Origin of the sequence: Pseudomonas sp., from assembly GCF_017744435.1 — a bacterium.
Taxonomy (GTDB): Bacteria; Pseudomonadota; Gammaproteobacteria; order Pseudomonadales; family Pseudomonadaceae; genus Aquipseudomonas.
Window position 1 is genome coordinate 33,979 of sequence record NZ_JAGIBG010000019.1, and the last position, 14,407, is coordinate 48,385.

Annotated in this window: 15 protein-coding genes; 8 read left to right on the plus strand and 7 right to left on the minus strand. The window is 64.6% G+C overall.

From position 1 onward, the window contains the following. Positions 1-150: 150 nt before the first annotated feature. Complete coding sequence (locus J7573_RS14810) at positions 151-867, minus strand: SIMPL domain-containing protein (RefSeq protein WP_110637491.1); 717 nt, start codon at positions 865-867, stop codon at positions 151-153. Positions 868-1,069: 202 nt separating this feature from the next. Here J7573_RS14810 and J7573_RS14815 point away from each other — a divergent pair, with 202 nt between their 5' ends. From J7573_RS14815 to J7573_RS14830, 4 genes are all read left to right on the plus strand, one after another. Beyond that, positions 1,070-2,326 (plus strand): ATP-binding protein, encoded by a 1,257-nt coding sequence (locus tag J7573_RS14815; RefSeq protein WP_294336277.1) that lies wholly within the window; start codon positions 1,070-1,072, stop codon positions 2,324-2,326. Beyond that, the gene (locus tag J7573_RS14820) at positions 2,326-2,886 is read left to right on the plus strand and encodes a response regulator transcription factor (protein WP_294336280.1); all 561 of its coding nucleotides are present in this window, start codon (positions 2,326-2,328) and stop codon (positions 2,884-2,886) included. The genes J7573_RS14815 and J7573_RS14820 overlap by 1 nt, the downstream gene beginning before the upstream one ends. A gap of 223 nt (positions 2,887-3,109) precedes the next feature. Further along, positions 3,110-4,051: an AEC family transporter gene (locus J7573_RS14825; RefSeq protein ID WP_294336282.1), complete on the plus strand. Its 942-nt coding sequence runs from the start codon at positions 3,110-3,112 to the stop codon at positions 4,049-4,051. Between the two features lie 57 nt (positions 4,052-4,108). Next, the gene (locus J7573_RS14830; RefSeq protein WP_294336284.1) at positions 4,109-5,467 is read left to right on the plus strand and encodes an amino acid permease; all 1,359 of its coding nucleotides are present in this window, start codon (positions 4,109-4,111) and stop codon (positions 5,465-5,467) included. A 107-nt stretch (positions 5,468-5,574) separates the two neighbouring features. Here the strand turns inward: J7573_RS14830 and J7573_RS14835 are convergent, their stop codons facing one another. From J7573_RS14835 to gatC, 6 genes are all read right to left on the minus strand, one after another. Beyond that, a complete protein-coding gene (locus tag J7573_RS14835; protein WP_261942784.1) occupies positions 5,575-5,949 on the minus strand; it encodes a carboxymuconolactone decarboxylase family protein in 375 nt (124 codons plus the stop codon). Positions 5,950-5,959: 10 nt separating this feature from the next. Further along, positions 5,960-7,003: a calcium/sodium antiporter gene (locus J7573_RS14840; RefSeq protein ID WP_294336289.1), complete on the minus strand. Its 1,044-nt coding sequence runs from the start codon at positions 7,001-7,003 to the stop codon at positions 5,960-5,962. A 72-nt stretch (positions 7,004-7,075) separates the two neighbouring features. After that, entirely contained in the window at positions 7,076-7,450 is a 375-nt protein-coding gene (locus J7573_RS14845) for a septal ring lytic transglycosylase RlpA family protein (RefSeq protein ID WP_294336292.1), read from the minus strand. A 146-nt stretch (positions 7,451-7,596) separates the two neighbouring features. Next, a complete protein-coding gene (gatB, locus tag J7573_RS14850; protein ID WP_294336294.1) occupies positions 7,597-9,042 on the minus strand; it encodes an Asp-tRNA(Asn)/Glu-tRNA(Gln) amidotransferase subunit GatB in 1,446 nt (481 codons plus the stop codon). Positions 9,043-9,053: 11 nt separating this feature from the next. Beyond that, complete coding sequence (gene gatA / locus J7573_RS14855; protein ID WP_110637485.1) at positions 9,054-10,505, minus strand: Asp-tRNA(Asn)/Glu-tRNA(Gln) amidotransferase subunit GatA; 1,452 nt, start codon at positions 10,503-10,505, stop codon at positions 9,054-9,056. Between the two features lie 15 nt (positions 10,506-10,520). Beyond that, entirely contained in the window at positions 10,521-10,808 is a 288-nt protein-coding gene (gene gatC / locus J7573_RS14860) for an Asp-tRNA(Asn)/Glu-tRNA(Gln) amidotransferase subunit GatC (RefSeq protein WP_060511330.1), read from the minus strand. Between the two features lie 204 nt (positions 10,809-11,012). On the opposite strand from gatC, the gene mreB reads away from it, so the two are divergent. From mreB to J7573_RS14880, 4 genes are all read left to right on the plus strand, one after another. Next, a complete protein-coding gene (gene mreB / locus J7573_RS14865; protein ID WP_003255163.1) occupies positions 11,013-12,050 on the plus strand; it encodes a rod shape-determining protein MreB in 1,038 nt (345 codons plus the stop codon). A gap of 162 nt (positions 12,051-12,212) precedes the next feature. Beyond that, complete coding sequence (gene mreC, locus J7573_RS14870; protein WP_294336579.1) at positions 12,213-13,256, plus strand: rod shape-determining protein MreC; 1,044 nt, start codon at positions 12,213-12,215, stop codon at positions 13,254-13,256. Continuing rightward, positions 13,256-13,744, plus strand: a complete 489-nt coding sequence (mreD, locus tag J7573_RS14875; RefSeq protein ID WP_294336429.1) for a rod shape-determining protein MreD — start codon at positions 13,256-13,258, stop codon at positions 13,742-13,744. Before mreC ends, mreD begins: the two co-directional genes overlap by 1 nt. Positions 13,745-13,774: 30 nt before the next feature. Beyond that, complete coding sequence (locus tag J7573_RS14880) at positions 13,775-14,386, plus strand: Maf family protein (protein WP_294336434.1); 612 nt, start codon at positions 13,775-13,777, stop codon at positions 14,384-14,386. Positions 14,387-14,407: the final 21 nt, after the last annotated feature.

The following is a 14,407-nucleotide window of genomic DNA, read 5'->3' on the forward strand; positions in this document are numbered from 1 at the left end:
TTTCTTTAACAAGGCTGCCGCAGTCCCTGTGGGAGCGGGTTTACCCGCGAACACGGGCGAAGCCTGTGCCATCCACCGAGTTGCCTGCTTCGCGGGTAAACCCGCTCCCACAAGGGGCCGCGTCAGCGCTCAGCTGCCGAGCGAGGGGCCTTAAGGCATCTGCACTTCGATCAGGCCATCGGCATTCATGCTGACTTCACTGGTACCCGCCTCGATATCCGGCGCCGGCGCCGCCTCGTCCGCCGCCTTGGCCATCATCGCCATCGGCGCGCTACGCAGGTAAGGGCGCGGGTAGCCGGAGCTGTTCAGGTTCAGGCTGACCACTTTGTAGCCCTTGCCGCCCAGTGCCTCGGTAGCCAGCTGGGCCCGGGCCTTGAACGCATTCACCGCATCCTTGAGCAGTTCATCCTCGCTGGCCTTGCGCGTGGCCGGGGCGATGGAGAAGTCCATGCCGCCCATCTTCAGGTCCTGCAGCAGGTCGGCGGTGAGCTGGGACAGGGCCGGGAAGTCGGCACCTTCCAGGCGCAGCTCGGCGCGCTCGCGCCAGCCGGTGATCTTCTGGCCCTTGCTGTCATACACCGGGTAGCTGTTGCGGCTGCCCTGGCTGATCTTCACGTCCTTGACCTGGCGAGCCTGCTGCACGGCCTTGTTCATGGTTTCGGTGATCTGCTTGGCGAGCTTGCCCGGGTCGGTATTCTGCGCTTCGCTGTAGAGGGTCACGACCATCAGGTCGCGCGCCACTTCCTTGCTGACTTCGGCGCGCAGCGATACCTGGTTGTAGCGCGGCTCGTCGGCCGCCAGTGCCGGCAGGCTGGCGAGCAGGCCGCAGGACAGGATCAGGGCCGCGCCGCGACGTGGGATGTGCATGTGTTACTCCTTGGCAATAGTGGGCGTGGGTTCTGGTCATCCATTCCACGCATGGCCCATCAGACCCGGAGCAGTGTAGTGGGTTCAAAAGTGCCATCATGAACTTGTGACAAAGTGTGGCGCTTTGCCGCATCGCTGCAGCGGGGCGCCCGGCTTCGGTATACTTCAGCCGATTTTCCTGGAGCACTCATCGGGAGAGCGCATGCTCGCCGCCGCACAACCGTTGTCCGCAACACGCCAGAACCTCTGGCGCCTGACTGTCATTCGCGTTCTGGTCCTGGCCGCCCAGGCAGGCTCCGTGGGCGTCGCCTACTGGACCGACCTGCTGCCGCTGCCGTGGCTCTCGCTGGCCGCGACCCTGGCCCTGTCGTCGCTGCTCTGCGCCTTCACCGCCTTGCGCCTGCGCCTGTCGCTGCCGGTCACCGAGACCGAATATGCCTTGCAGCTGGCCTGCGACCTGCTGATTCACAGCGCCTTGCTGTACTACTCAGGGGGCTCGACCAACCCGTTCGTGTCCTATTACCTGGTGCCGCTGGCAATCGCTGCGGTGACCTTGCCGTGGCTGTATTCGCTGATCCTCTCGGGCATCGCCCTGACTGCCTACAGCCTGCTGCTGGTGCAGTTCTACCCGCTCGAGGGGCTGCCGATGGCGCGGGACAAGATGCAGGTCTACGGCATGTGGCTGAGTATCGCCCTGGCCGCCGCCGTGATTACCTTCTTCGCCGCGCGCATGGCCGAGGAGCTGCGCCGCCAGGAGCAACTGCGTTCCGAGCGCCGCGAAGAAAGCCTGCGTGATGAACAGCTGCTGGCCGTGGCCACCCAGGCTGCCGGCGCGGCCCACGAACTGGGCACACCCTTGGCGACCATGAGCGTGCTGCTCAATGAAATGCGCCAGGACCACACCGACCCATTGCTGCAGGAAGACCTGCAGATCCTTCAGGACCAGGTCAAGCTGTGCAAGGAAACCCTGCAGCAGCTGGTGCGCGCCGCCGAGGCCAACCGCCGCCTGGCGGTGGTCGAACAGGACGTCACCGCCTGGCTCGACGAGGCGCTGAACCGCTGGCACCTGATGCGCCCGGAAGCGAGCTACCGCTTCCAGCGCCTGCGCGATGGCCAGGTGCCGCGCCTGACGCCGCCACCGGACCTGACCCAGGCGCTGCTGAACCTGCTGAACAATGCCGCCGATGCCTGCCCCGATGACCTGCAGGTGACCCTTGACTGGGACACCCAGGACATCCTGATCAGCATCCGCGACCATGGCCCCGGAGTGCCGCCGGCCATTGCCGAAGCGATCGGCAAACCCTTCATTACCACCAAGGGCAAAGGCTTCGGCCTGGGCCTGTTCTTGAGCAAGGCCAGCGTGACCCGTGCGGGCGGTTCGGTGAAACTCTATAGTCATGAACAGGGTGGCACCCTGACCGAACTGCGCCTGCCCCATGGCAAGCGAGGAGATGAATGATGAGCGAAGAAAACCAGGTCGAAAGCGAAGAGCTGCCGCACCTGCTGCTGGTGGACGATGACGCCACCTTTACCCGCGTCATGGCCCGCGCCATGAGCCGCCGTGGTTTCCGTGTGAGCACTGCCGGTTCCGCTGAAGAAGGCCTGATCCTGGCCCAGCAGGACCTGCCGGACTACGCCACGCTGGACCTGAAGATGGAGGGCGACTCGGGCCTGGTGCTGCTGCCCAAGCTGCTGGAGCTGGACCCGGAGATGCGCGTGGTGATCCTGACCGGTTACTCGAGCATCGCCACCGCCGTCGAGGCGGTCAAGCGCGGCGCCTGCAACTACCTGTGCAAGCCGGCCGACGCCGACGACGTGCTGGCCGCGCTGCTGTCGGAGCATGCCGACCTGGACTCGCTGGTGCCGGAAAACCCGATGTCGGTGGACCGCCTGCAGTGGGAGCACATCCAGCGCGTGCTGAACGAGCACGAGGGCAATATCTCCGCCACCGCGCGGGCGCTGGGCATGCACCGCCGGACTTTGCAGCGCAAACTGCAGAAGCGCCCGGTCCGCCGCTGATTCAGCGTTGGCTTCTTCGCGGCGGTTCGACGCATCGATAAACCCGCTCCCACAGGAACTGCACAGCATTCGAAATCTGTGCAATCCCTGTGGGAGCGGGTTTACCCGCGAAGAGGCCGGCACAGACAGAAACATGTTTAAAGTCCCGCTCGATCCCCGCAATTCCTGACGCGTTGGCGTATCATTAGCCGCCTAACGGCAACCCCATCAGGACCGCTTGCGCATGCTCGCCCTTCTCATCCAGACGCTGAACATCACGGCGCCCGTCTTCGCCATGCTGTTCATGGGCGTGTTGCTCAAACGCATCCACCTGATCGACGACAATTTCAATCGCGTCGCCTCGCAGCTGGTGTTCAACGTCTGCATGCCGGCACTGCTGTTCCTCGGTATCTACCATGCCGACCTGGCAACGGCGGTCAAACCCAAGGTTATCCTCTACTTCGTCGCCGCCACCCTGGTCGGCTTCGCCGTGGCCTGGGGCATGGCCATCTGGCGCAGCCCGCTGGCCGACCGCGGCATCTACACCCAAGGCGCGTTCCGCGGCAACAACGGTGTGATCGGCCTGGCCCTGGCCGCCAGTCTGTATGGCGATTACGGCATCTCGCTGGGGGCGGTGCTCGCCGGCCTGGTGATCCTCATGTACAACTCGCTGTCCTCGGTGGTGCTGGCGGTGTACAGCCCGGACCTCAAGTCCGACCCCTGGAGCATCTGCAAGAGCATCCTCAGCAACCCGCTGATCATCAGCGTGCTGGTGGCCACGCCGATGGCTTACGGCCAGGTGCCGTTGCCCAACTGGCTGCTCACCTCAGGCGACTACCTGGCGCAGATGACCCTGCCGCTGGCGCTGATCTGCATCGGCGGCACCCTGTCGCTGGCGGCGCTGCGCGACAGCGGCAAGCTGGCCATCGATGCCAGCCTGGTGAAGATGGTCTGGCTGCCGCTGATCGGCACCCTGGGTGCCTGGTTGTGCGGTTTCCGTGGGGCCGAGCTGGGCATCCTGTTCCTCTACATCGGCAGCCCGACGGCGGCGGCCAGCTATGTCATGGCCCGCGCCGCCAACGGCAACCACGAATTGGCGGCCTCGATCATCGTGATTACCACGCTAATGGCGGCGATCACCACCAACATTGGTATTTTCATCTTGCAGTGGGGCGGATGGATCTAGATCCTTGACTGCAAAACAACAGCAACAACACTGCCTCACTGAGCCAAAGGACACTTCATGCAAGACCAGAGCACGCCCGAGCCGCTGAAGCGCGGGTTGAAGAATCGCCATATCCAGCTGATCGCGCTGGGTGGTGCCGTCGGCACCGGGCTGTTTCTGGGCATCGCCCAGACCATTCAGCTGGCCGGCCCCTCCGTTTTGCTGGGCTACGCCATCGCCGGCCTGATGGCCTTCTTCATCATGCGCCAATTGGGTGAGATGGTGGTCGAGGAGCCGGTCGCCGGCAGCTTCAGCCACTTCGCCCACCAATACTGGAGCGAGTTCGCCGGGTTCGTCTCCGGTTGGAACTACTGGGTGGTGTACGTGCTGGTCGGCATGGCCGAGCTCACGGCCGTGGGTATCTATGTGCAGTACTGGTGGCCGGAGTTCCCGACCTGGGCCACGGCGGCGATCTTCTTCGTGGCAATCAACCTGATCAACCTGACCCAGGTGAGGGTCTACGGCGAGATGGAGTTCTGGTTCGCCCTGGTCAAGGTGGTGGCCATCGTCAGCATGATCGGCTTCGGTGCATGGCTGCTGGCCAGCGGCCACGGTGGCCCGGATGCCAGCGTGGCCAACCTGTGGCAGTACGGCGGGTTCTTCCCCAATGGCGTGACCGGGCTGGTGATGGCGCTGGCGGTGATCATGTTCTCGTTCGGTGGCCTGGAGCTGGTCGGTATCACCGCCGCCGAGGCCGACAACCCGCGCCAGAGCATCCCCAAGGCCACCAACCAGGTGGTCTACCGCATCCTGATCTTCTACATCGGCGCCCTGGCCGTGCTGCTGTCGCTGTACCCCTGGCAGAAAGTGGTGCAGGGCGGCAGCCCGTTCGTGATGATCTTCCACGAGCTGGACAGCGACCTGGTGGCGACCATCCTCAATATCGTGGTGCTGACCGCCGCGCTGTCGGTGTACAACAGCTGCGTGTATGCCAACAGCCGCATGCTGTTCGGCCTGGCCAGCCAGGGCGATGCCCCGCGCCAGCTGCTCAAGGTCAGCCGCAGCGGCGTGCCACTGACAGCGTTGGGCGTTTCGGCCTTTGCGACCGGCATGTGCGTGCTGATCAACTACCTGATGCCCGGTGAGGCGTTCGGCCTGTTGATGGCGCTGGCGGTGTCGGCGCTGGTGATCAACTGGGCCAGCATCAGCATCACCCATCTGAAATTCCGCAAGGCCAAGCTGGCGGCTGGCATTGCCCCGTTCTACCAGAGCTGGGGGCACCCGCTGACCAACTACCTGTGCTTGGCGTTCATTGTGCTGATTTTGGTGGTGATGTACCTGACCCCGCCGATCCGCATCTCGGTGATGCTGATTCCAGGATGGATCGCGGTGCTGTGGGTGGCCTTCAAGCTGAAGAAGGCTCGCCAGGCCCAATAAGCAAGACAGGTCCGGCCTCTTCGCGGGCACGCCCGCTCCCACAGGTGCAGTGCAGTACTTGTGGGAGCGGGTTTACCCGCGAAGAGGCCGGACCTGAAAAGGCTAGGTCAGGCCTGATAGCTGTCGATTACTTCCTGCGCGGCCCTGAATGCATCGATCGCCGCCGGCACCCCGGCATAGACTGCGCAATGCAGCAACGCCTCGCGAATCTCCTCCACCGTACAGCCATTGTTCAGTGCCCCGCGCACATGCCCCTTCAGCTCCTGCGGGCACTTGAGCGCCGTCAGGGTGGCCAGGGTAATCAGGCTGCGGGTTTTCAGTGGCAGCCCGTCACGTGCCCAGACACTGCCCCAGGCATGCTCGTTGACGAAGTCCTGCAGGGGCTGGGTAAAGTCGGTGGCATTGCCCAGGGCGCGGTCGACGAAGGCATCGCCCATCACCTGGCGGCGAATCTGTTCGCCGGTCTTGTTGCTCTCAGCCATGTTGTTTTCCTTAGTGTTGGCGGCGCCAGGCACGCACGGTGGTAAACAACAGCACCACGACGAGCACCGGCAGAACGTAGAACAGCATCAACCGCTCCAGGCGGCTGGCCAGCGGCATGCCCATGGTAAAGGCCGCCACATGCAGGCCGTAGACCAGATACAGGCAGAGGAACACCAGCCCCTCGATGCGGGTGACGCGGTAGCCGGAATAGAACACGGGCAAGCTCAGGGCCGCGACACCCAGCATTACCGGCAGGTCGAACGCCAGCGCATTGGGTGAGATGCTCAGCGGCTCAGGGGTGATCAGCGCCGTCAGGCCGAGCACCGCCAGCAGGTTGAACAGGTTGCTGCCGATTACCGTACCCACCGCAATCTCCCGCTCGCCTCGGATGGCGGCGATCAGGGCGGCGGCAAGCTCGGGCAGGGATGTACAGACGGCGACCACCGTCAGGCCGATGACGCGTTCGGACAAACCGAGATCGGTGGCCACTTCAATGGCCGCTTCCAGTAGCAGGTGGCCGGCCAGGCTCAGCAGGCCAAGGCCGAACAGTACCTGGAGCAGCGTCCCGGACCAGAAGCGTCCGGCGCTGGCAGCCCCGGCATCCTGGGCGGGATAGGTGCGGGCATAGTTGCGTGACTGGTGCCACAGCATGGCCAGGTAGCCCGCGAGGGCAAGCAGCAGCAACAGCCCTTCGGCCCGCCCCAGGTGGCCATTGGCGCAGAGCGCATAGACCAGGCCGCTGGCGGCAATCATCAGTGGAATGTCCAGGCGCACCAGCTGGCGTGATACCCGCAGCGGGATGATCAGCGCGGCCAGGCCGAGGATAACCAGCACGTTGAAGATGTTGCTGCCGATCACGCTGCCCACGGCCACATCCGGCGCACCTTGGTAGGCGGCCTGCAGGCTTACGGTCAGCTGTGGTGCGGTACTGCCGAAGGCCACCAGACTCAGGCCGATGATCAATGGCCGCACGCGCAGGCGTTCGGCCAGGCGCAGCGCCGCGCGCACCAGCAGTTCGGCGCCGGCGATCAGCAGCAGCAGGGCAATGCCCATTTGCAGCAGGCTGAAGGTGGGGAGGGTGGCCAGGTCGAAAATGGTGGGGCTCCAGTCAGGGCAAGTGTCAGGTCAGTCGCTCAGACCTTGTACCCGGACGCGCGCCGTTCCGCTACGGAGCATGCCGATTTTTTCTGCTGCAGCGCGTGACAGGTCGATCAGTCGGCCACGGGTATGCGGGCCACGGTCGTTGATACGGACCACCACGCTGCGATCGTTGGCCAGGTTGGTGACCAGCACCCGGCTGCCGAATGGCAGGCTGCGGTGGGCGGCGGTGAGGCCGTGCTGGTTGAACGGTTCGCCGCTGGCAGTGCGTTTGCCGTGGTGGCGCGAGCCGTAATAGGAAGCAGTGCCGGTTTCGTTGTAACCGCGCGGGTCGATGTCGTGGCTGGCGCAGCCGGCCAGGAAGGAGAAAAGGGCCAGGGTGCTGAGGGATCGTTTTAGCAAGTCAGGTGCTCTCCTAGTGCGGCCATTCGCGGCTAAAGCCACTCCCACTGGTACGGCGTTGCTCTCAAGGGCAGCACCGTACTTGTGGGAGCGGCTTTAGCCGCGAACGAGGGCGAAGCCCTCGCAGCATTACAGGGGTAAAACAATCACCCTTCGAGCTTGGCTTTGAGCAATTGGTTCACCTGCCCCGGGTTGGCCTTGCCTTTGGACGCCTTCATCGCCTGGCCGACGAAGAAGCCGAACATCTTGCCACGCTTGGCCTCGTCGGCGGCGCGGTACTGTTCGACCTGTTCGGCGTTGGCAGCGAGCATCTCGTCGAGCATCTTGTCGATCGCACCGGTGTCGGTGACCTGCTTGAGGCCTTTGCTCTCGATGATGCTGTCGGCATCGCCTTCACCGGCGGCCATGGCCTCGAACACGGTCTTGGCAATCTTGCCGCTGATGGTGTTGTCGCGAATGCGCAGCAGCATGCCGCCCAGGTGTGCGGCGCTGACCGGCGCCTGGTCGATCTCGATGCCCAGCTTGTTCAGCAGGCTGCCCAGCTCGACCATGACCCAGTTGGCGGCCAGTTTGGCGTCGCCACCAATCTTCACCACTTCTTCGAAGTAGTCCGCCTGTTCGCGGCTGGAAGCCAGCACGTTGGCGTCGTAGGCCGACAGGCCGTACTGGCTCTGGAAGCGCTCGACCTTCTGTGGCGGCAGCTCCGGCAGGCCGGCGCGGACGGTTTCGAGGAAGCTGTCCTCGATCACCACCGGCAGCAGGTCCGGGTCGGGGAAGTAACGGTAGTCGTTGGCCTCCTCCTTGCTGCGCATGGAGCGGGTCTCGTCCTTGTTCGGGTCGTACAGGCGGGTTTCCTGCACCACCTTGCCGCCGTCCTCGATCAGGTCGATCTGGCGCTGGATTTCGCTGTTGATCGCGCGTTCGATGAAGCGGAACGAGTTGACGTTCTTGATCTCGCAGCGGGTGCCGAACTCGGTCTGGCCTTTCGGGCGGATCGACACGTTGCAGTCGCAACGCAGTGAGCCTTCGGCCATGTTGCCGTCACAGATGCCCAGGTAGCGCACCAGGGCGTGGATGGCCTTGACGTAGGCCACGGCTTCCTTGGCGCTGCGCATGTCCGGCTCGGAGACGATTTCCAGCAGCGGCGTGCCGGCGCGGTTCAGGTCGATGCCGGTGGAGCCACTGAAGTCTTCGTGCAGGCTCTTGCCGGCGTCTTCTTCCAGGTGCGCGCGGGTGACGCCGATGCGCTTGATGGTGCCGTCTTCCAGGGCGATGTCCAAGTGGCCCTTGCCGACGATCGGCAGGTCCATCTGGCTGATCTGGTAGCCCTTGGGCAGGTCGGGGTAGAAGTAGTTTTTGCGCGCGAACACGTTGCGCTTGCCGATCTCGGCATCGATCGCCAGGCCGAACATGCAGGCCATGCGCACGGCTTCCTGGTTCAGCACCGGCAGTACGCCGGGCATCCCCAGGTCAACCAGGCTGGCCTGGGTGTTCGGCTCGGAGCCGAAGGTGGTGGCGCTGCCGGAGAAGATCTTCGACTGGGTGGCCAGCTGGGTATGAATCTCCAGCCCGATCACAACTTCCCATTGCATGTGTGAATTCCTCAGAAGCCGTTAGGGGCGCGGGTGTGCCAGTCGGTGACTTGCTGGTAACGGTGCGCGACGTTGAGCAGGCGGCCTTCCTGGAAGTACGGGGCCAGCAGCTGCACGCCGACCGGCAGGCCATCGACGAAACCGGCTGGCATCGACAGGCCCGGCAGGCCCGCCAGGTTGGCGGTGATGGTGTAGACGTCTTCCAGGTAGGCGGCGACCGGGTCGCTGCTCTTGGCGCCAAGTTTCCAGGCCGGGTTCGGCGTGGTCGGGCCGAGGATCAGGTCGACATCGTTGAAGGCGGCCATGAAGTCGTTCTTGATCAGGCGACGGATCTGCTGCGCCTTGACGTAGTAGGCGTCATAGTAGCCGGCCGACAGGGCGTAGGTGCCGACCATGATGCGGCGCTGCACTTCGGCGCCGAAGCCTTCGCCACGGGAGCGCTTGTACAGGTCGGTCAGGTCTTTCGGTTCTTCGCATCGGTAGCCGAAGCGCACGCCGTCGAAACGCGACAGGTTGGACGAGGCTTCGGCCGGGGCGATCACGTAGTACGCCGGGATCGCGTGCTGCATGTTCGGCAGGCTGATTTCCTTGACCACCGCGCCGAGCTTTTCCAGCTCCTTGACGCTGGCCTGGACCAGCTCGGCGATGCGCGGGTCGAGGCCGGCACCGAAGTACTCCTTCGGCAGGCCGATGCGCAGGCCTTGCAGCGAGCCGTTGAGTGCAGCGCTGTAATCCGGCACTGGCTCGTCGATGCTGGTGGAATCCTTGGCGTCGAAGCCGGCCATGCCTTGCAGCAGCAGGGCGCAGTCTTCGGCGGTGCGCGCCAGCGGGCCACCCTGGTCGAGGCTGGAGGCGTAGGCGATCATGCCCCAGCGCGACACGCGACCGTACGTCGGCTTGAGGCCGGTGAGGTTGGTCAGTGCCGCCGGCTGGCGGATCGAGCCACCGGTGTCGGTGCCCGTGGTGGCCGGCAGCAGGCGCGCGGCCACGGCCGCGGCCGAACCGCCGGACGAGCCGCCGGGCACATGCTCGAGGTTCCACGGGTTCTTCACCGCGCCGTAGTGGCTGGATTCGTTGGCCGAACCCATGGCGAATTCGTCCATGTTGGTCTTGCCCAGGGTGACCATGCCGGCTTCGGCCAGCTTGGCGACCACGGTGGCGTCGTACGGCGCCTTGAAGTTGTCGAGCATCTTCGAGCCGCAGCTGGTGCGTACGCCGAGGGTGCAGAACAGGTCCTTGTGGGCGATCGGTGCACCGAGCAGCGCGCCGGTCTCGCCAGCGGCGCGACGGGCGTCGGCGGCACGCGCCTGGCCCAGGGCCAGTTCTTCGGTGACGCTGATGAAGCTGTTGATCTGTGGGTCGATCTGCTTGACGCGCGCCAGCAGGGCGCCGGTCAGCTCTTCGGAAGAAAACGACTTGTCGGCGAGTCCGCGGGCGATCTCGGCCAGGGTCAATTCATGCATGGCAGGCTCTATCCCTTACTCGATGACTTTCGGAACCAGGTACAGACCGCTTTCGGTCGATGGTGCGATCGCCTGGTAGGCGTCGCGCTGGTTGCTTTCGGTGACCTGGTCAGGGCGCAGGCGCTGGCTGGCCTCCAGGGGGTGGGCCAGGGGCTCGATGCCGTTGGTGTCGACCGCTTGCATCTGGTCGACCAGCCCGAGAATGCTGTTCAGGGCGTCAGTAATGCGTGGCAGTTCGCCGTCATTCAGGCCCAGGCGGGCCAGATGGGCGATCTTTTCCACGTCGCTGCGTTCAAGCGCCATGGTGATCTCCAGGGGAAACAAAGAACCGAATAGGGTCCGCGGTGAGGAACATGTCAGCATTTTGGCGGTCTATCGGCCGCGATCATCTGCTGGCGTGCTCGGAAAAACAGCCAATTTAACATATTGGCTCCTTGCCCAAAATCCCTGCCATTGTTAGAGTTTGCCGCACTTTTTTACCCACGCTTTCCCCAGGGTCACTTTCCCATGTTCAAGAAACTGCGTGGCATGTTTTCCAGCGATCTTTCCATCGACCTGGGGACTGCCAACACCCTTATTTACGTGCGTGAGCGCGGTATCGTCCTGAATGAGCCCTCGGTTGTTGCCATCCGTACCCACGGCAACCAGAAAAGCGTCGTCGCCGTCGGTACCGAAGCCAAGCGCATGCTGGGCCGTACGCCAGGTAACATTGCTGCCATTCGTCCGATGAAGGACGGCGTCATCGCCGACTTCAGCGTTTGTGAAAAAATGCTGCAGTACTTCATCAACAAGGTTCACGAGAACAGCTTCCTGCAGCCGAGCCCACGCGTGCTGATCTGCGTGCCGTGCAAATCGACCCAGGTCGAGCGCCGCGCCATTCGCGAGTCGGCCCTGGGTGCCGGTGCCCGTGAAGTGTTCCTGATCGAAGAGCCGATGGCCGCTGCCATCGGTGCCGGCCTGCCGGTCGAAGAAGCCCGTGGCTCGATGGTCGTCGATATCGGTGGCGGTACCACCGAAATCGCACTGATCTCGCTGAACGGTGTGGTCTACGCCGAATCCGTCCGCGTTGGCGGCGATCGCTTCGACGAAGCCATCGTTACCTACGTGCGCCGCAACTACGGCAGCCTGATCGGCGAGTCCACCGCCGAGCGTATCAAGCAGGAAATCGGCACTGCCTACCCGGGCGGCGAAGTGCGCGAAGTTGACGTGCGCGGCCGCAACCTGGCCGAGGGCGTACCACGCGCCTTCACCCTGAACTCCAACGAAGTCCTGGAAGCCCTGCAGGAATCCCTGGCGACCATCGTCCAGGCGGTCAAGAGCGCCCTGGAGCAGTCGCCGCCGGAGCTGGCCTCCGACATCGCCGAACGCGGTCTGGTGCTGACCGGTGGTGGCGCACTGCTGCGTGACCTCGACAAGCTGCTGGCCCAGGAAACCGGCCTGCCGGTGATCGTCGCCGAAGACCCGCTGACCTGCGTCGCCCGTGGCGGCGGTCGCGCCCTGGAGATGATGGACAAGCACGCGATGGACCTGCTCTCCAGCGAGTGATCCCCGCTGCTTTCGAAAGCCCGGTTTACAGGTAGCACGTGCAGTGCTACCTGTATGCGCTGGGCTGGCGTCCATCCGGGCGTCGTTTCCGTCAACCCGCAACCAGGCTGGTGCGTTGTCCCATGTCCAATGACCTCCTGAGTCGTCCACGAGGAACGGCCCATTAAACCGCTTTTCTCCAAGGGCCCTTCGCTGGGCGTTCGCCTGCTGGTACTGGTGGTGCTGTCGGTCGCGTTGATGGTTGTCGACGCGCGCTTCGACGTGCTCAAACCGGTGCGCAGCCAGATGGGCCTGGTGCTCATGGAATCGTACTGGATCACCGACCTGCCGCAGCGAGCGTGGCAAGGCGTGGCCGGCCAGTTCGGCAGCCGCACCGAGCTGATCGCCGAAAACGAAAAACTCAAGACCGAAGCCCTGCTGCTGCAGGGGCGCCTGCAGAAGCTGGCGGCCCTGACCGAGCAGAACGTGCGCCTGCGCGAGCTGCTCAACTCCTCGGCGCTGGTCAACGAGAAGGTCGAAGTGGCCGAGCTGATCGGTGTCGACCCCAACCCGTTCACCCACCGCATCCTCATCAACAAGGGCGAGCGTGATGGCGTGTTCCTTGGCCAGCCGGTGCTCGATGCCCGCGGCTTGATGGGCCAGGTGGTCGAACTGATGCCCTATACCTCGCGTGTCCTGCTGCTGACCGACACGACCCACAGCATTCCGGTGCAGGTCAACCGTAATGGCCTGCGCGCCATCGCCAGCGGCACCGGCAACCCGGAGCGCCTCGAGCTGCGTCATGTCGCCGACACCGCCGACATCAAGGAAGGTGACCTGCTGGTGAGTTCCGGCATGGGCCAGCGCTTCCCGGCCGGCTACCCGGTGGCCACGGTCAATGAAGTGATCCACGATTCCGGCCAGCCGTTCGCCATCGTCCGCGCCATTCCTACCGCCGCGCTCAACCGCAGCCGCTACATGCTGCTGGTGTTCAGCGACCGGCGGACCCCGGAGCAGCGCGCCACCGATGCAGCGATCGCCCAGGAAGAAGCCGACCGCAAAGGCACTGGCCAACCTGCCGCCAATGCCGAGCATCCGGCAGCGGCTCCGGCGGCTCCGGCGGCTCCGGCGGCAGCGGCCACTCCGGGTCAGTCACCTGCAGCCCCGGCCGCGCCCGCCAGCCCGGCCGCCGCACCGGCGGCGCCCGCCCATCCACGGAGGCAATGATGGCCAAGTCGCGCCGTAACCACGGTTGGGTCATCTGGCTGACGTTCGCCATCGGCCTGCTGCTCAGCGTCTCCCCCATGCCGCAGTTCCTTGAAGTGTTCCGTCCCATGTGGCTGGCAATGCTGGTGTCGTTCTGGACGTTGAACGTGCCGAGCAAGGTGGGTATGACCACCGCGTTCATTCTGGGCCTCGCCGAGGACGTGCTGTATGGCACCTTGCTGGGGCAGAACGCGCTCATCCTCACCCTGATCACGTTCCTCGTGCTGTCGCTGCAGCAGCGCCTGCGCATGTTCCCGCTGTGGCAGCAGAGCCTGGTGATCCTGGTGATCTTCGGTATCGCCCAGCTGATCCAGTTGTGGCTCAGCGCGCTCACCGGCAACCGCCTGCCGACCCTGGCGCTGGTCTGGTCGGCGGTGATCAGTGCCTTGCTCTGGCCATGGATCAGCTTCGCCCTGCGCGACTTGCGCCGACGCTTGCGTATCAACTGACGGCGCTGCCACTGACAGGGAGATGTCTAGATGAAACCACTCTACCTCGCCTCCGGCTCACCGCGCCGGCGTGAACTGCTCGACCAGATCGGCGTGCCGTTCACCGTCATCAGTGCGCCCATCGATGAAACTCCGCTGCCGGGCGAAAGCGCCGAGGCCTATGTCGAGCGCCTGGCCCGGGCCAAGGCCGAAGCCGGCCTGGTCACGCTGCAAGGCCCTGCCGTGGCACTGGGTGCTGACACCGCGGTGGTGCTCGATGGTCGTATTCTCGGTAAACCGGAAAACCGTGAACATGCCTTGGCCATGCTGGCCGACCTGGCTGGCCGCGAGCACCAGGTGCTGACGGCGGTGGCCTTGAGCGATGGCCAGCACTGCGAGAGCCTGTGCGTCAGCAGCACCGTGCGTTTTCGCCCTGTCGACGCCGTAGAAGCCGAGCGCTACTGGGCCAGTGGCGAACCTGCGGACAAGGCGGGGGGGTACGCCATCCAGGGCCTGGGCGCGGTGTTCGTCACCGGGCTCGAAGGCAGCTATTCGGCGGTGGTCGGCCTGCCATTGAGCGAAACGGCCGACCTGCTCGCCCGGTTCGGTATCGCCTGCTGGCAGGTACCGGCGCTTTTGCCAGAGGTAACAAACCAGCGGTAGCCAGCCCAGCACGCGCGATCC